The sequence below is a fragment of the Haemophilus sp. THUN1691 genome (assembly GCF_059704425.1).
This window is the reverse complement of sequence record NZ_AP046578.1, coordinates 442,970-460,201: the sequence shown is the minus strand read 5'-3', so window position 1 is coordinate 460,201 and position 17,232 is coordinate 442,970. Positions and strand designations below refer to the sequence as shown.

Annotated in this window: 12 protein-coding genes, 1 tRNA gene and 2 rRNA genes; 8 read left to right on the top strand and 7 right to left on the bottom strand. The window is 40.0% G+C overall.

Features of this window, described 5'->3' with window-relative positions; all coding sequences use genetic code 11:
• Positions 1–2 precede the first annotated feature (2 nt).
• From pepE to AC6H0J_RS02225, 5 genes are all read right to left on the bottom strand, one after another.
• A complete protein-coding gene (pepE, locus tag AC6H0J_RS02245; protein ID WP_165818746.1) occupies positions 3–707 on the bottom strand; it encodes a dipeptidase PepE in 705 nt (234 codons plus the stop codon).
• An 81-nt stretch (positions 708–788) separates the two neighbouring features.
• A complete protein-coding gene (locus AC6H0J_RS02240) occupies positions 789–1,256 on the bottom strand; it encodes an Lrp/AsnC family transcriptional regulator (protein ID WP_049355585.1) in 468 nt (155 codons plus the stop codon).
• A gap of 93 nt (positions 1,257–1,349) precedes the next feature.
• A complete protein-coding gene (locus tag AC6H0J_RS02235) occupies positions 1,350–2,879 on the bottom strand; it encodes a YfcC family protein (RefSeq protein WP_111407842.1) in 1,530 nt (509 codons plus the stop codon).
• Between the two features lie 105 nt (positions 2,880–2,984).
• Positions 2,985–3,917 carry a carbamate kinase gene (gene arcC, locus AC6H0J_RS02230; RefSeq protein WP_005627271.1) on the bottom strand — a complete coding sequence of 311 codons (933 nt, stop codon included), beginning with the start codon at positions 3,915–3,917 and terminating at the stop codon, positions 2,985–2,987.
• A 9-nt stretch (positions 3,918–3,926) separates the two neighbouring features.
• Complete coding sequence (locus tag AC6H0J_RS02225) at positions 3,927–4,931, bottom strand: ornithine carbamoyltransferase (protein ID WP_005636096.1); 1,005 nt, start codon at positions 4,929–4,931, stop codon at positions 3,927–3,929.
• 366 nt (positions 4,932–5,297) lie between these two features.
• Here AC6H0J_RS02225 and hcp point away from each other — a divergent pair, with 366 nt between their 5' ends.
• From hcp to crcB, 4 genes are all read left to right on the top strand, one after another.
• A complete protein-coding gene (gene hcp, locus AC6H0J_RS02220) occupies positions 5,298–6,950 on the top strand; it encodes a hydroxylamine reductase (RefSeq protein WP_005636095.1) in 1,653 nt (550 codons plus the stop codon).
• 103 nt (positions 6,951–7,053) lie between these two features.
• Positions 7,054–8,076 (top strand): NADH oxidoreductase, encoded by a 1,023-nt coding sequence (hcr, locus tag AC6H0J_RS02215; RefSeq protein ID WP_497512761.1) that lies wholly within the window; start codon positions 7,054–7,056, stop codon positions 8,074–8,076.
• 112 nt (positions 8,077–8,188) lie between these two features.
• Entirely contained in the window at positions 8,189–9,007 is an 819-nt protein-coding gene (locus AC6H0J_RS02210; RefSeq protein ID WP_005627260.1) for a Cof-type HAD-IIB family hydrolase, read from the top strand.
• Positions 9,007–9,393 (top strand): fluoride efflux transporter CrcB, encoded by a 387-nt coding sequence (gene crcB, locus AC6H0J_RS02205; protein WP_046953370.1) that lies wholly within the window; start codon positions 9,007–9,009, stop codon positions 9,391–9,393. Before AC6H0J_RS02210 ends, crcB begins: the two co-directional genes overlap by 1 nt.
• Here the strand turns inward: crcB and recX are convergent.
• Both recX and recA read right to left on the bottom strand, forming a co-directional pair.
• Positions 9,390–9,848 carry a recombination regulator RecX gene (recX, locus tag AC6H0J_RS02200; RefSeq protein WP_046953369.1) on the bottom strand — a complete coding sequence of 153 codons (459 nt, stop codon included), beginning with the start codon at positions 9,846–9,848 and terminating at the stop codon, positions 9,390–9,392. The two genes, crcB and recX, sit on opposite strands and share 4 nt — an antisense overlap.
• Before the next feature lie 80 nt (positions 9,849–9,928).
• Positions 9,929–10,993, bottom strand: a complete 1,065-nt coding sequence (recA, locus tag AC6H0J_RS02195; protein WP_005629765.1) for a recombinase RecA — start codon at positions 10,991–10,993, stop codon at positions 9,929–9,931.
• Between the two features lie 386 nt (positions 10,994–11,379).
• Here recA and tfoX point away from each other — a divergent pair, with 386 nt between their 5' ends.
• The 4 genes from tfoX to AC6H0J_RS02175 all read left to right on the top strand — a co-directional run bounded on the left by tfoX (position 11,380) and on the right by AC6H0J_RS02175 (position 17,221).
• Positions 11,380–12,033 (top strand): DNA transformation protein TfoX, encoded by a 654-nt coding sequence (gene tfoX, locus AC6H0J_RS02190; RefSeq protein ID WP_118817558.1) that lies wholly within the window; start codon positions 11,380–11,382, stop codon positions 12,031–12,033.
• A 287-nt stretch (positions 12,034–12,320) separates the two neighbouring features.
• Positions 12,321–13,860, top strand: a 16S ribosomal RNA gene (locus AC6H0J_RS02185).
• Positions 13,861–13,977: 117 nt separating this feature from the next.
• Positions 13,978–14,053, top strand: a tRNA-Glu gene (locus tag AC6H0J_RS02180).
• 269 nt (positions 14,054–14,322) lie between these two features.
• Positions 14,323–17,221 (top strand): 23S ribosomal RNA (locus AC6H0J_RS02175).
• Together the 16S and 23S rRNA genes with 1 tRNA gene alongside form the textbook arrangement of a ribosomal RNA operon.
• Positions 17,222–17,232 lie beyond the last annotated feature (11 nt).

Below are 17,232 nucleotides of genomic sequence, written 5' to 3'. Positions count from 1 at the left end.
AGTTAATAAGAAAAAGTTGTATTGATGTCAAATGTGCCACATTCCATATTTTCACTGAAGCACAAAATAGGATTTTCACCCAATACAGTTGCCATTTCATTTTGTATATGAAGCGCAGAACCTTCAGGTAATGCATATACAAATGCAGTTGGATTAACGAGTAAAAATTCTGCCAAACGTTCTTCTCGGCTTTCACCATTGTGGCCTTGCATTTTACCTGAAATAAAGTGCGGATTAATTTGATGAGTAAAAAGCTGTAATGCTTGAAATGAAGGAGGATAAGTAATCGGCATATCATTAGTTGTCATAATAGATGCGCCCGCTACATTGGCGCCAGCACTCCAACCAAAATAAGGTGTACCGTTATTTACTTTTTCACGAATGATATCAATCAAATTGTGTTCATAAAGCTGTTTTAACAAACAAAATGTATTCCCGCCGCCAATAGCAATGACATCTGCTTGTTCAATGATATCTCGATGCTGTTTACCATGATGAACGGAAACAATATTCATCCCTAAATCAGAAAGTGCATTTTGCACAGTTTTTTCATATTCATCAAAAGTGCGGCGTACCCCAGCATAGGGCACAAAAGCAATTGTTTTACCACGATAATCAGCCAAGAAATTTTGTAACCAATGTACAGTGTGTTCAAGATAACCTGTGTTCTTGTATTTTGAGCTACTGAGCAGTAACATGTTTTTCATATTTATAATCCTTTTTAGGGATGAAAAGTTATTGCTATTATGCCGAAGCTAAAAACAAAATCCAGCATAAAAGCTGGATTTTTATAAAGGCAACTCAGTTGTTGATTTGACCGTTTTTAGAGTAACTTCTGATTTTAAGGTTTTAATGCCAAGCCTAGAATTGAGATAGGTGTTTTTGATGTAATTAAATTGATCAAGATCGGATACATTGAGTTTCAATAAGAAATCAAAGCTACCAGCCATAAAATGACATTCGGTAATTTGAGGGATTAATTTCACTTCAAAAATAAACCGCTCTTTTAATTCTGGATCTTCTTCAAAGAAAGAGCCTAATGCATAAACGATGAGATTACAGTTTACTTTTTTAGGATTTAATAAGGCTACATAGTTATCAATTACGCCACTTTCTTCCAAGTGATTAACTCGACGTAAACAAGCTGAATTGGATAGACCTATTTCGTTGGCCAGTTCATTATTTTGTAATCGACCATTTCGTTGTAATGCTTTAAGAATACGAGTATCGATATTATCGAAATATTTTTTAAGCATAGTAAATCCTTTTTATGCTAACAAAAAAGATAACCTAGTATAAAAGAAACCGCCTAGAAAAACTGTGATCTAGGCGGCAGTTTGGCTAATTAGTTAAACGCTATATAAAGATACTTGTACTACCAATAAAATGGAACCAATTAGCAATAAGCATCCAATCATTGGCATGACGAATTTAACCCATCTATCAAATGGAATATGCAACATTTGAAGTGTCACCAACACTAATCCTGTTGGTGCCAAGAATAGCATTGCATATTGTCCCCAGTTGTAAGCGGAAACCACGATATCGCGTGGAATACCCACTGAGTCAGCAAGTGGCGCCATTATTGGCATTGAAAGCACGGCTAAGCCTGAAGAAGACGGCACGATTAAGCCTAGGAAAATAAATACGACTAATTGACCTAAGATGAATACGCTACCTGGCATACCGCTAACCACATTAGACATATAATCAAGGATAGTGTCAGATATCATACCTTGTTCGAGTACTAAGTTTACGCCACGAGCAAGACCGATAATTAAGGATACGCCTACTAATTCTGATGCACCTTCAGTAAAAGATTCCACAATATCTTTTTCAGATAAGCCACTGATAAACATAATGATGATAGTAATGGCAAGGAAAGACGCAGCCATTTGAGGGAACCACCATCCGCCAACCATTACCCCCCAAATCATAATAGGGAATGCAATACAGAAAAGCGTTAAGATTAATTTGCGACGAGCTGAGAATGCGATAGTTGTGTTTGGATCAAAGTTTTTCATATAACGTTGACGGAATTCTTCGCGATCGTCGTAAGTATAAGAAAAACTTGGGTCAGCTTTGATTTTTTTACAGTACCAATAAAGATATGCGATTACGCAAGTTGCCCCTAAAACTAAACCTAGAGCACGGAAACCAATACCTTCAGTAAATTGAATACCCGCTGCATTTGATGCGATAACAACGGAGAATGGGTTAATTGTAGAGAATGCAGTTCCCATAGATGAAGCAAGGAATATAGCCCCTACGCAGACTATCGCATCATATCCCAGAGCCAAGAATACTGGCACCAAAATTGGATAGAATGCCACTGCTTCTTCTTCAATACCGCATGTTGTGCCGCCTAACACCATTAAGACGGATACGCTGAATACAATAAAAAACTCATTACCTTTGGTTTTTTTCGCGAGAGCCATCAAACCAGCATTAAAAGAACCAGTACGGTTAATGACACCAATCATCCCTCCCAATACGAAGATAAAGACCATGACATCAACGGCTTCGATGGTGCCTTCCACCATACTTTTGGTGATGTCTTCAATGCCTTTGTGGTGTTGTTCTACACGTTGATAGGTACCAGGAATAGCGATTGGTTTTTTGATCACGCCTTCGGTGAAGTTGGAGAGTTTAATTTTTATATTGAGATTATCAAGAGTGTCTGTTGTGGCGGGATAAGTTTTATCGTCAACGCCGTAAGCTTTGACTACAAAAACATTGTTAGTAGAATTATATATTAATTTTGAATATGAACCGGATGGAATTACCCAGGTCAATCCAACAGCGAGAATTAATATTGCAAATAAAATAGTAAACGCTGATGGGAAATTAAACGTTTTCTTCTTTTTGGACGCATCCATAGCGAGCTCCTTATGTTTAACGTTTAAAGTGCGGTTGGTAAAAAAATCGGTTAAACCGACCGCACTTTTTACTTTGAGAATGATTTCTCAAAGTTCTTTTATTATTTAAGCATAATAGGATATGCCTTCAGCTTTTTTCGTAATACGAGTACCAGCTTTTCCTTTCACAATGTCCACAATATCAGATAAAGAGCCTATTACTGCATCTTTTCCTGTTTGTTTCGCAAAGTTGATCGCGGCTTGTACTTTCGGCCCCATGGAACCTGCAGCGAAACCAAGTTCTGAAATGGCTTCAGGTGATGCGACTGAAATTGCTTTTTGAGTTGGTTTACCCCAATCTACGAAGGTTGCGGAAACGTCAGTTGCGATGATGAATAAATCAGCGTCAAGATTTTCTGCAAGTAAAGCCGAACATAGATCTTTGTCTATAACGGCTTCAACGCCTTGTAAATTATGGTGCTCATCATAATAGGTCGGAATACCACCGCCACCCGCACAAATTACAATACTGCCTTTTTCAAGCAACCATTTGACCGGACGAATTTCAAAAATACGTTTTGGCAATGGACTTGGCACAACGCGACGATATTTATCACCATCTTGTGCGATAGACCAATTTTTTTCTTTTGCCAAACGTTCAGCTTCTTCTTTCGTATAAACTGGGCCTATTGGTTTAGTTGGATTTTTAAAAGCTGGGTCGTTGATATCAACTTCTACTTGAGATAATAAAGTTGCAAATGGCACTTCAAATGGAACTAAATTACCGAGTTCTTGTTGAATCATATAACCAATCATTCCTACTGATTCTGCACCTAATACATCTAAAGGATAGGTTGGCACATCAGTATAGGCAGCACCTTGTAAGGCGAGCAAACCCACCTGTGGGCCATTACCGTGCGCAATTACTAATTCATTATTTGGCCAAATTTTAGCAATTTGCTCACAAGCAATGCGAACATTTTGTCGTTGATTTTCGGCTGTCAGCGGCTCTCCGCGTCGTAATAACGCATTACCGCCTAATGCAATCACTATTCTCATACTGCCTCCTTATGCCAAACTTGCAACCATTACTGCTTTAATTGTGTGCATACGGTTTTCTGCTTGTTCAAATGCAATGTTCATTGGAGATTCAAATACATCTTCAGTCACTTCAATACCATTAGCTAATTCAGGATATTTTTCAGCAATTTGACGACCAACTTTGGTTTCACTGTTATGGAAGGCTGGTAAGCAGTGCATAAATTTAACTTTTGGATTACCAGTGCGTTTCATTAATTCAGGTGTGACTTGATAAGGAAGTAATAATTTAATGCGTTCGCCCCAAGTTTCTAATGGTTCACCCATTGAAACCCACACATCAGTATGGACAAAATCTACACCTTTCACAGCTTTGTCGATATCTTCAGTTACAGTAATACGAGCGCCACTTTCTTTCGCAAATTTTTCGCACATTTCCACAAGACTTGCTTCTGGTAATAATGCTTTAGGTCCACAAATACGAACATCCATACCCAATTTTGCACCAATTAATAAAAGTGAATTACCCATGTTATTGCGAGCATCCCCAATATATACATAGCTAATTTCACTTAATGGTTTGTCGCAATGTTCAATCATGGTAAGTACGTCGGCAAGCATTTGTGTTGGATGGAATTCATCGGTTAAGCCATTGAATACTGGCACACCAGCATAATCAGCAAGTTCTTGAACGATACTTTGTTTAAAGCCACGATATTCAATGCCATCATACATTCTGCCTAATACGCGAGCGGTATCTTTCATGCTTTCTTTGTGGCCAATTTGGGAAGAGTTAGGGTCGATGTAGGTAACTTGTGCGCCTTGGTCATAAGCAGCGACTTCGAATGCACAGCGTGTGCGGGTGGAGGTTTTTTCAAAGATGAGCGCGATATTTTTGCCTTTTAATTTTTGTTGTTCTGTGCCGGCATATTTGGCTCGTTTCAAATCTCGGGAGAGATCTAAGAGATATTTAATTTCACGTTCTGTGTGATGAACAAGACTAAGTAAATGTCTGTTTTTCATATTGAAAGCCATAATAATCTCCTTGTTTTTTGACTATCCATTGGGGAATAAACATACATCATTCGAGATACTGCTTGTCGTTCGAACAGTTGCATTATAAGAGAAATAAAATGAAATTTGTTATCGTTTTTCAACTGGTAATGCCAATATATAGAACTTTATTGCGTGGTTTTTAGTATTGTTAGAATTTATGTTCTTTCAAATAAAAATAGATTAACTCGTTATTGGTATTAATTTAATCTAGATCAAACAAATTCTAATTAATCAAAATTTCCTTTTGTATCTAGTAGAAAAAAGGTTTTATCATTTTTTTATAAATCTGAGTGATTTTATCGGGTTTATAACGAAACTTTCTATTCTAATCAAAAGGACTTAATTATGTACTGCGTACAATGCGAACAAACAATGCGTACACCTGTGGGTAACGGTTGTAGTTACTCTCAAGGAATGTGCGGTAAAACTGCGGAAACTTCTGATTTACAAGACCTTCTTGTTGCAACTCTGCAAAGCTTATCTGCTTGGGCTATTCAAGCGAGAGATTTAGCTATTATCGATAATGAAATTGATGCTTTTACGGCACAAGCATTTTTCTCTACTTTGACTAATGTAAACTTTGATTCTCAACGTATAGTTGAATATGCGCAACAAGCCATCGCTTATCGCGATAATTTAATGAAACGTTGCCGAACACTAAATCCAAGTATTGATATAAACCATCCATTGGCTCATTTACAGCTTGAAGGCGCAACGATTTCTGATTTAACAAAACAAGCAGCGAATTTTGCCCTAAATTCTGACCGCACTTTGATTGGGGAAGAAGTACATGGCGTGCGTATGCTTTGTTTATACGGTTTAAAAGGTGCGGCTGCTTATATGGAACATGCCCATGTTTTAGGTAAATTTGATAATGAGGTATATCGTCAATTCCATGAGTTTATGGCGTGGCTAGGAACAAATCCAAGCGATCTAAATGAATTGTTAGAAAAGGCGCTTGGCATCGGTAATATGAATTTTCAAGTAATGAGTTTATTAGATGCAGGTGAAACAGAAGCATTTGGTCATCCTGTTCCAGCAACGGTAAATGTGAAGCCTGTATCAGGAAAATGTATTTTAATTTCTGGTCATGATTTAAAAGATTTAAAAGCACTTTTAGAACAAACGGAAGGCACAGGGATAAATATTTATACTCATGGTGAAATGTTACCTGCTCATGGTTACCCGGAATTGAAAAAATACAATCATTTGGTTGGTAACTATGGAAGTGGTTGGCAAAATCAGCAGAAAGAATTTGCGAAATTCCCTGGTCCCGTAATTATGACCTCTAACTGTATTATTGATCCTAATGTTGGTAATTACGCAGATCGTATTTATACCCGTAGTATTGTGGGCTGGCCTGGTGTAACGCACATTGAAGATCGTGATTTCAGTCAAGTTATCGCGAAAGCGCAAGAAATGGCGGGATTCCCTTATGATGAATTAGAACACAAAATTACCGTTGGGTTTGGTCGCCAAACTTTATTAGATGCTTCAGATGCGGTGATTAATCTTGTTGCTGGTGGAAAATTACGTCATGTTTTCTTAGTGGGCGGGTGTGATGGTAGCAAAGGTGAACGTAGCTATTACACTGATTTCGCTCGTCAAGTACCGGAAGATTGTGCGATTTTAACTTTAGGTTGTGGTAAATATCGTTTTAATAAATTAGATTTTGGCGCTATTGATGGGTTACCTCGCTTGTTAGATGTTGGGCAATGTAATGATGCGTATTCTGCAATAATGCTTGCTGTAAATCTTTCACAAAAACTTGGTGTTGGCGTTAACGAATTGCCATTAACGCTGGTACTTTCTTGGTTTGAGCAAAAAGCTATTGTTATTTTGCTTACCTTATTGGCGTTAGGTGTAAAAAATATCTATACAGGGCCGACTGCACCAGCATTTTTAAATGATAATGTGATGGCATTATTAAATGAAAAATTCGGTTTGCGCGGTTTGACTACGCCTGAACAAGATATGGCAGAAGCTTTAGCTAAATAATATTTCATAGAAAAGTGCGGTCGATTTTTTAATTTGTAGTATTAGTTTTATAAACATTTTAAAAATCCACCGCACTTTTTTCTATCTTCAAAGAGAAAATTCTATGTCAAATAATCAGAATCCGTTGTGTTATAACGAAATGCAGGTGCATTCCATTCATCAGGAAACTGATGATGTCTATACAATTGAATTAATAGCACAAGATTTTTACCCTTATGAGCCTGGTCAGTATGCTTTAGTCAGTATTCGTAATACACCAAATATTGTACGAGCTTATACACTATCGTCTACGCCAGGAATGAGCCGTTTTGTTACTTTAACCGTTCGTCGTATTAAAAATGGAGTTGGTTCTAATTGGATTACATCCGAAATTAAAGAAGGTGATCAAATTTGGCTATCTGATCCAATGGGTAAATTTACCTGTACCCGCATTGTAAGTGATCGATATTTACTTGTGGCTGGTGGATGTGGCGTTACGCCAATCATGTCTATGACTCGCTGGTTATTAAAAAATAAACCGGGTGTAGATGTGGTTGTATTCTATAGTGTCCATTCACCTAAAGATGTTATTTTCAAACGAGAATGGGCATTACTGAAAGAACAATTTCCACAGTTAAAATTATTTATTAATGCTTCTGTTGATGCAGATGATGGCTTTATCGCTGGACGTTTAAATAGTCAAATGTTATCTGAACTTGTACCCAATATAGCTGATTATACAGTGCTGACTTGTGGCCCAGAAAGTTATATGCGTGATTTACGTGCGATGACAGAATCCCTTGGTATCCCATCTGAGCGTTTCTTTTTGGAGCAATTCCATTCTTCAGCAGAAAATTGTATGTTAGATAATAGTAAACAAGTGACGCTTTCTATTACTAATCCAGTACCTCAAACTTTTTCTGTACCAGTTGGAAAAACCTTATTAACTGCTTTGGAAGAACATAAAGCACCGATTATTGCCGCCTGTAGAGAAGGTATTTGTGGTTCTTGTAAAACTTTAGTGGTGAGCGGGGATTATGAAGTGAGTTCAAACGGACCGCTGACAGAAGATGAAATTAAACAAGGTTATGTTTTAGCGTGCTGCTGTCAAATGAAAGGAAATATATCAGTTGATTTAATGCCTTAATCCTTAATAAAGTGCGGTTATTTTTATTACGGTTTTTTATACATTGATCTTAGACAAGGGCAATTTGTATATTTAGTGATATGATAACCGCAAATTATTTTTTGAGGTTTTTATGAATTTACCTTTTCGAGCAATGGTGTCTGATTTAGATGGCACCCTTTTAACTCCTGAACATTTAGTCGGTGATCTTACCATTGATACGCTGAGAGCATTAGAGCAAAACGGTGTGGATATCATTTTGGCAACGGGGCGTAACCATACCGATGTGTCATCTATTCTTGGAAAAATTGGTGCGGAACGTGCGGTTATGATTACATCAAATGGTGCTCGTGTGCGGGATTTACAGGGTAATTTACTTTATAGCAACAGCTTGCCTGAAGAATTAGTTCTTGAGCTTTACAAAACGCCATTTGATACTTCCAAAGTATGCATGAATAGCTATCAAGATGAAGGTTGGTTTACTAATAAAGATATTCCTGCAATGCGTCAGTTCCACAAAGAATCTGGATTTGATTATAACGTTGTCGATTTCTCTAAACATCATGGACGTGAGACAGAAAAAGTCTTTTTTATTGGTAAAACTCCTGAGGATTTAGTTGAAGTAGAAACTTATTTACGAGATAAGTTTGGTGACGTAACGACAATTGTTTATTCTGCATTAGCTTGTTTGGAAGTAATGAATAAGAATGTTTCAAAAGGGGATGCATTAAAACATTTACTCGAATCACGCGACTATGAGTTAAAAGACTGTATTGCTTTTGGTGATGGAATGAATGATGTAGAAATGCTTTCTTGGTCTGGTAAAGGCTGTATCATGCAAGATGCAGATGCTCGTTTAAAAAAAGCTTGTCTAGAGTTAGAAGTTATTGGCTCAAATAAAGAAGAATCAGTCGCTCGTTATTTGCGAACCCAATTTGGATTAGATTATTAATGCAGGCATTATTATTCATAAGTTGTGGTGCAATATTAGGTGCGTCATTGCGTTGGGCTATAGGATTGTTATTTAATCCTTTATTTTCCTCATTTGCTTTTGGAACTTTAATCGCTAATTTGCTTGGTTGCTTAATTATTGGTGTATTACTTGGGCTTTTTTGGCAATTTCCACAAATTAATTCTGAATGGCGGTTATTTTTAATTACCGGTTTTTTAGGATCGCTAACCACATTTTCTTCTTTTTCTTCCGAAGTTGTGGAATTATTTTTTTATGATAAATGGTTAAATGGATTTAGTGTACTGGCTATGCATTTATTCGGATGTTTAGCTATGACAACATTAGGCATTTGGATATATAAAATTTGTTCTCAACTTTTAAATTAATCCCATTCACTTTGGTTTTTCCCAATTAAATCAGCAAATTCATCGCTACGAAATCCGTGTGATAGCATATATTGCCAAATTTTTTGTTTCATTTTAGGCATTTGCTGTTCGTTGTAATTTGGGAATTTTTTACGTAACAAGTTCTCAGCCATTTCATACCAATCAATTTCTGACTCCATTAAAACTTCATCAATAATATCAGAAGACACACCTTTTAATTGGAGTAATTCTTGTCGAATTCTTCCTACACCATAACCTTTTTGTACGCGTGAATTTAGATAATTTTCTGAAAAACGACGATCACTTTGCCAATTTTTTGCCTGGCATAAAGATAATGCATCATCAATTTCTTCTTCCGAAAAGTTCTTTTCCTGCATTTTATTGCGGAGCTCGAATTCACTATATTCTCTGCGAGAAAGAAGATTAACTATGTAATTAAAAGCAAGGGATGACAAGGAATGATTCCTTTATTTTTTATTGAATTGATATAAAGTGCGGTTAAAAATGACCGCACTTTTGGCGTTGATGATTTGATTTATTCAAAATCACTTTCTGATTCTGAACTATTTTCAGATTGTTCAATGTCAGCCATTAAAGCTTGTTCTGGATTAGCCACTAATTCTGCGCGTAAACGTGCTTCTAATTCATCAGCTTTTTCTGGATTTTCATTGAGCCATTTCATTGAGTTAGTTTTACCTTGGCCAATTTTTTCTCCATTATAGGCATACCATGCACCTGATTTCTCTACAAGCTTGTGTTTTACACCAAGTTCTAATAATTCCCCTGCTTTTGAGATACCTTCGCCATAAAGAATTTGGAAATCTACTTGACGGAATGGTGCCGCTAGTTTGTTTTTTACTACTTTTACGCGGGTTTCATTTCCAATAATATTTTCGCCATCTTTTACAGAACCAGTGCGACGGATATCTAAGCGAACAGAAGAATAGAATTTTAATGCATTACCGCCAGTGGTGGTTTCAGGGTTACCAAACATCACACCTATTTTCATTCGGATTTGGTTAATAAATACAACTAAACAGTTTGCATTTTTAATTTGGCCAGTAAGTTTACGCAAAGCTTGTGACATTAAACGAGCCTGTAGCCCCATATGGGAATCACCCATATCCCCTTCAATTTCAGCTTTTGGTGTCAGTGCGGCAACGGAGTCTACAATGATTACATCAATTGCGCCAGATCGAACTAATGCATCACAGATTTCAAGCGCTTGTTCACCATTATCAGGTTGAGAAATAAAAAGTTCTTTTACATCCACCCCAAGTTTTGCTGCATAAATAGGATCAAGGGCGTGTTCTGCATCAATAAATGCACAGGTTTTTCCCGCTTTTTGTGCTTGAGCAATGACGGAAAGAGTCAATGTTGTTTTACCAGATGATTCAGGCCCGAAAATTTCTACAATTCGTCCCATAGGTAAACCACCAATTCCTAGTGCAACATCTAAGCCAAGTGATCCGGTAGAAATAGATTCTACATCCAACGTTTTGGTATCACCTAACTTCATAATTGAGCCTTTACCAAATTGTTTTTCGATTTGTCCTAATGCTGCAGCTAGTGCTTTTTGTTTTTCTTCTTTAGTCGCCATAAGTGAATTCCTGTTTGAATGTTCAAGTTTTTGTGATTATATCTGTATTGATGTACAGGTCAAGAAAAAAAATTCATATTTGGAAAAATATGGGATCTGTATTCCAAAAAAAGCAGATCTAAACCTTAAAATGAGAGGGGGATAAAAGCTTGTTAATTGAATTGTTAGGTTGAATTATATACAAAACATCATAATGGTAAGAAAATTTTTAAATATAGTATATTTATATATAAACCAATTGTTTACATAAAAATAAATTTCAAATTTACGATCAGCTTCACAAATCTGAAATTTATTCTTAGTCAGATTAAAAACTTCATGATATAAACCAAATCAGAAGTACTTCTACTGACCATCTTTAAAATTGTTATTCATAGGAGATTTATATGAATATAAAAGACGAGCATATAGATAATGTTTGCTCTATATTAGATCAGTTAGTAGGAAATGTAACCTTTAAAAATCTTTTTACAGGTTACGGTTTGTTTCACAAGGAAGAGACAATGTTTGCCATTTGGCAGAATAAAAAACTTTATCTACGTGGTGAGGATGAACTTGCTATTCAATTAAGTAAATTAGGTTGTGAACCATTTACAACAAATGAGTTGAATAAGAGATTTGTACTTTCTCAATATTACGCACTTTCAGAGCAGGTGATGCGTAATAATATGTTGTGTAGAAAGTTGATTATTCTTTCTATTCAGCAAATTCGCGATCAGAAGTTAGATCGTACTTTAAGAAAGCTAAATAGATTAAAGGATTTACCCAATTTAACAATCAAGCACGAAAGAGCGCTAATAAAAGCTGGCATTACTGATGTTGCTATGCTAAGAGAAATTGGTGCAGAAAATGCATTGGTGGAATTAAAGAAAAGCGGAAGTGGAGCAACTTTAGATTTTTATTGGAAGTTAGTATGTGCTTTGCAAAATAAAAATAGTCAATTTTTAAGTCAATCGGAAAAAGAGCGTTTATTGAAAAAGTTAAACGAAGTTTTGAGAAAGAATGGCTTAAAAGGTTATAGAAAATTAGATGACGAATAAAATTTGTTCATTTAAATAATTTTTTACAAAAAGTACTTGCAAGGGTTTTGAAAATCTCTATAATGCACCGCACACAACGACGCACTGTTGTGAAGTATTTAAGTTTACACGTGCGTCGTTGTTTTTTGCTCTTTAACAATATATCAGACAATCTGTGTGGGCACTTGTTGATTGACTTGTTTTAAAAATATTTTTTAATTTTGAAGTCTTAATAGGTGCTAACTAGAAATTCATTATACTTTTTAAGTAGTGACATTTTATGTCAGCAGTATTGAGCGATTGAACTTGAATTGAAGAGTTTGATCATGGCTCAGATTGAACGCTGGCGGCAGGCTTAACACATGCAAGTCGAACGGTAGCAGGAGAAAGCTTGCTTTCTTGCTGACGAGTGGCGGACGGGTGAGTAATGCTTGGGAATCTGGCTTATGGAGGGGGATAACTACGGGAAACTGTAGCTAATACCGCGTAATATCGAAAGATTAAAGTGTGGGACCTTCGGGCCACATGCCATAAGATGAGCCCAAGTGGGATTAGGTAGTTGGTGGGGTAAAGGCCTACCAAGCCGACGATCTCTAGCTGGTCTGAGAGGATGACCAGCCACACTGGAACTGAGACACGGTCCAGACTCCTACGGGAGGCAGCAGTGGGGAATATTGCGCAATGGGGGGAACCCTGACGCAGCCATGCCGCGTGAATGAAGAAGGCCTTCGGGTTGTAAAGTTCTTTCGGTATTGAGGAAGGGATGTGTGCTAATAGTAGACATCATTGACGTTAAATACAGAAGAAGCACCGGCTAACTCCGTGCCAGCAGCCGCGGTAATACGGAGGGTGCGAGCGTTAATCGGAATAACTGGGCGTAAAGGGCACGCAGGCGGTTATTTAAGTGAGGTGTGAAAGCCCCGGGCTTAACCTGGGAATTGCATTTCAGACTGGGTAACTAGAGTACTTTAGGGAGGGGTAGAATTCCACGTGTAGCGGTGAAATGCGTAGAGATGTGGAGGAATACCGAAGGCGAAGGCAGCCCCTTGGGAATGTACTGACGCTCATGTGCGAAAGCGTGGGGAGCAAACAGGATTAGATACCCTGGTAGTCCACGCTGTAAACGCTGTCGATTTGGGGATTGGGCTTAAAGCTTGGTGCCCGTAGCTAACGTGATAAATCGACCGCCTGGGGAGTACGGCCGCAAGGTTAAAACTCAAATGAATTGACGGGGGCCCGCACAAGCGGTGGAGCATGTGGTTTAATTCGATGCAACGCGAAGAACCTTACCTACTCTTGACATCCATGGAATCCTGTAGAGATACGGGAGTGCCTTCGGGAACCATGAGACAGGTGCTGCATGGCTGTCGTCAGCTCGTGTTGTGAAATGTTGGGTTAAGTCCCGCAACGAGCGCAACCCTTATCCTTTGTTGCCAGCGATTTGGTCGGGAACTCAAAGGAGACTGCCAGTGATAAACTGGAGGAAGGTGGGGATGACGTCAAGTCATCATGGCCCTTACGAGTAGGGCTACACACGTGCTACAATGGCGTATACAGAGGGTGGCGAAACTGCGAGGTGGAGCGAATCTCAGAAAGTACGTCTAAGTCCGGATTGGAGTCTGCAACTCGACTCCATGAAGTCGGAATCGCTAGTAATCGCGAATCAGAATGTCGCGGTGAATACGTTCCCGGGCCTTGTACACACCGCCCGTCACACCATGGGAGTGGGTTGTACCAGAAGTAGATAGCTTAACCTTTTGGAGGGCGTTTACCACGGTATGATTCATGACTGGGGTGAAGTCGTAACAAGGTAACCGTAGGGGAACCTGCGGTTGGATCACCTCCTTACCAAAGACGAGAGACAGCGAGTGCTCACACAGATTGGCTGATTGTTGTAGACAAGATTTGAAACGAAGCGAAAGCAACGTTGAAAGATAAGAATAAGATAGAGTATCTTTAATTGATGTCCCCATCGTCTAGAGGCCTAGGACATCGCCCTTTCACGGCGGTAACCGGGGTTCGAATCCCCGTGGGGACGCCAATTAAAGATAACTTTGTTAGATTATCTTACTGTTCTTTAAAAAATTGGAAACAAGCTGAAAACAAGAGATTTTCGAGAGAAAGTCTGAGTAGGCAAGGCAGGAAAGTGAAAGAGGGAACTGAAAAGGGAAATCTAAAAATAAAACCTGTTTTGCATAAAATCTTGATTGAACAAAAGCAATCAAGTGTTTAGTTGAATGAAGATACGCATCAAATTGACCGCACTTTCAAGTGAAAACTTAAAGTGATTGAAAACATTTGAGGTTGTATAGTTAAGTGACTAAGCGTACAAGGTGGATGCCTTGGCAATCAGAGGCGAAGAAGGACGTGCTAATCTGCGAAAAGCTTGGATGAGTCGATAAGAGGCGTTTAATCCAAGATATCCGAATGGGGAAACCCAGTAGATGAAGAATCTACTATCACTTACTGAATACATAGGTAGGTGAGGCAAACCGGGAGAACTGAAACATCTAAGTACCCCGAGGAAAAGAAATCAACCGAGATTTCGTCAGTAGCGGCGAGCGAAAGCGAAAGAGCCTGTTAATGATAGCAGCAGAGATAGAGGAATAAGCTGGGAAGCTTAGCGACACAGGGTGATAGCCCCGTACTCGACATCCAGGCTGTGGTACTAAGTTAACGATAAGTAGGGCGGGACACGTGATATCCTGTTTGAAGATGGGGGGACCATCCTCCAAGGCTAAATACTCCTGATTGACCGATAGTGAACCAGTACTGTGAAGGAAAGGCGAAAAGAACCCCGGTGAGGGGAGTGAAATAGAACCTGAAACCTTGTACGTACAAGCAGTGGGAGCCTGAAAGGGTGACTGCGTACCTTTTGTATAATGGGTCAGCGACTTATATTTTGTAGCGAGGTTAACCGAATAGGGGAGCCGAAGGGAAACCGAGTCTTAACTGGGCGAATAGTTGCAAGGTATAGACCCGAAACCCGGTGATCTAGCCATGGGCAGGTTGAAGGTTGGGTAACACTAACTGGAGGACCGAACCGACTAATGTTGAAAAATTAGCGGATGACTTGTGGCTGGGGGTGAAAGGCCAATCAAACCGGGAGATAGCTGGTTCTCCCCGAAATCTATTTAGGTAGAGCCTTGAGCGGACACCTTTGGGGGTAGAGCACTGTTTCGGCTAGGGGTCCATCCCGGATTACCAACCCGATGCAAACTACGAATACCAAAGAGTGATACTCAGGAGACACACGGCGGGTGCTAACGTCCGTCGTGGAGAGGGAAACAACCCAGACCGCCAGCTAAGGTCCCAAAGTCTATATTAAGTGGGAAACGAAGTGGGAAGGCTTAGACAGCTAGGATGTTGGCTTAGAAGCAGCCATCATTTAAAGAAAGCGTAATAGCTCACTAGTCGAGTCGGCCTGCGCGGAAGATGTAACGGGGCTCAAATATAGCACCGAAGCTGCGGCATCAGACGTAAGTCTGTTGGGTAGGGGAGCGTTCTGTAAGCGGATGAAGGTGGCTCGAGAGGGCTGCTGGACGTATCAGAAGTGCGAATGCTGACATAAGTAACGATAAAACGGGTGAAAAACCCGTTCGCCGGAAGACCAAGGGTTCCTGTCCAACGTTAATCGGGGCAGGGTGAGTCGGCCCCTAAGGCGAGGCTGAAAAGCGTAGTCGATGGGAAACAGGTTAATATTCCTGTACTTGGATAAACTGCGATGTGGGGACGGAGCAGGTTAGGTTATCGCACTGTTGGATATGTGCGTTTAAGTTGGTAGGTGGGAAGTTTAGGCAAATCCGGACTTCTATTAAACACTGAGAGATGATGACGAGGCTCTACGGAGCTGAAGTAACCGATACCACACTTCCAGGAAAAGCCACTAAGCTTCAGGTTTATCTAAACCGTACTGAAAACCGACACAGGTGGTCAGGTAGAGAATACTCAGGCGCTTGAGAGAACTCGGGTGAAGGAACTAGGCAAAATAGCACCGTAACTTCGGGAGAAGGTGCGCCGGCGTAGATTGTAGTCCCTCGCGGGCGAAGGTTGAACCGGTCGAAGATACCAGCTGGCTGCAACTGTTTATTAAAAACACAGCACTCTGCAAACACGAAAGTGGACGTATAGGGTGTGATGCCTGCCCGGTGCTGGAAGGTTAATTGATGGTGTAATCGAAAGAGAAGCTCCTGATCGAAGCCCCAGTAAACGGCGGCCGTAACTATAACGGTCCTAAGGTAGCGAAATTCCTTGTCGGGTAAGTTCCGACCTGCACGAATGGCATAATGATGGCCAGGCTGTCTCCACCCGAGACTCAGTGAAATTGAAATCGCCGTGAAGATGCGGTGTACCCGCGGCTAGACGGAAAGACCCCGTGAACCTTTACTATAGCTTGACACTGAACATTGAATTTTGATGTGTAGGATAGGTGGGAGACTTAGAAGTAGTCACGCCAGTGATTATGGAGTCGTCCTTGAAATACCACCCTTTAACGTTTGATGTTCTAACGAAGATTGCGGAACGCGGTCTCGGACAGTGTCTGGTGGGTAGTTTGACTGGGGCGGTCTCCTCCCAAAGAGTAACGGAGGAGCACGAAGGTTTGCTAATCACGGTCGGACATCGTGAGGTTAGTGCAATGGTATAAGCAAGCTTAACTGCGAGACAGACAAGTCGAGCAGGTACGAAAGTAGGTCATAGTGATCCGGTGGTTCTGAATGGAAGGGCCATCGCTCAACGGATAAAAGGTACTCCGGGGATAACAGGCTGATACCGCCCAAGAGTTCATATCGACGGCGGTGTTTGGCACCTCGATGTCGGCTCATCACATCCTGGGGCTGAAGTAGGTCCCAAGGGTATGGCTGTTCGCCATTTAAAGTGGTACGCGAGCTGGGTTTAGAACGTCGTGAGACAGTTCGGTCCCTATCTGCCGTGGGCGTTGGAGAATTGGTTGGGGCTGCTCCTAGTACGAGAGGACCGGAGTGGACGCACCACTGGTGTTCCGGTTGTGTCGCCAGACGCATTGCCGGGTAGCTAAGTGCGGAAGAGATAAGTGCTGAAAGCATCTAAGCACGAAACTTGCCAAGAGATGAGTTCTCCCAGATTATAAATCTGTAAGGGTTGTTTAAGACTAAGACGTAGATAGGTGCGGTGTGTAAGTGTAGTGATACATTGAGCTAACGCATACTAATTGCCCGAGAGGCTTAACTATACAACGCTCAA

What these genes read in the sequence shown, in the direction of transcription:
- pepE (WP_165818746.1), bottom strand. Translation starts at nt 707, where the DNA reads ATGAAAAACATGTTACTGCTCAGTAGCTCAAAATACAAGAACACAGGT.
- AC6H0J_RS02240 (WP_049355585.1), bottom strand. Translation starts at nt 1,256, where the DNA reads ATGCTTAAAAAATATTTCGATAATATCGATACTCGTATTCTTAAAGCA.
- arcC (WP_005627271.1), bottom strand. Translation starts at nt 3,917, where the DNA reads ATGAGAATAGTGATTGCATTAGGCGGTAATGCGTTATTACGACGCGGA.
- hcp (WP_005636095.1), top strand. Translation starts at nt 5,298, where the DNA reads ATGTACTGCGTACAATGCGAACAAACAATGCGTACACCTGTGGGTAAC.
- tfoX (WP_118817558.1), top strand. Translation starts at nt 11,380, where the DNA reads ATGAATATAAAAGACGAGCATATAGATAATGTTTGCTCTATATTAGAT.
- AC6H0J_RS02225 (WP_005636096.1), bottom strand. Translation starts at nt 4,931, where the DNA reads ATGGCTTTCAATATGAAAAACAGACATTTACTTAGTCTTGTTCATCAC.
- AC6H0J_RS02210 (WP_005627260.1), top strand. Translation starts at nt 8,189, where the DNA reads ATGAATTTACCTTTTCGAGCAATGGTGTCTGATTTAGATGGCACCCTT.
- crcB (WP_046953370.1), top strand. Translation starts at nt 9,007, where the DNA reads ATGCAGGCATTATTATTCATAAGTTGTGGTGCAATATTAGGTGCGTCA.
- recA (WP_005629765.1), bottom strand. Translation starts at nt 10,993, where the DNA reads ATGGCGACTAAAGAAGAAAAACAAAAAGCACTAGCTGCAGCATTAGGA.
- AC6H0J_RS02235 (WP_111407842.1), bottom strand. Translation starts at nt 2,879, where the DNA reads ATGGATGCGTCCAAAAAGAAGAAAACGTTTAATTTCCCATCAGCGTTT.
- hcr (WP_497512761.1), top strand. Translation starts at nt 7,054, where the DNA reads ATGTCAAATAATCAGAATCCGTTGTGTTATAACGAAATGCAGGTGCAT.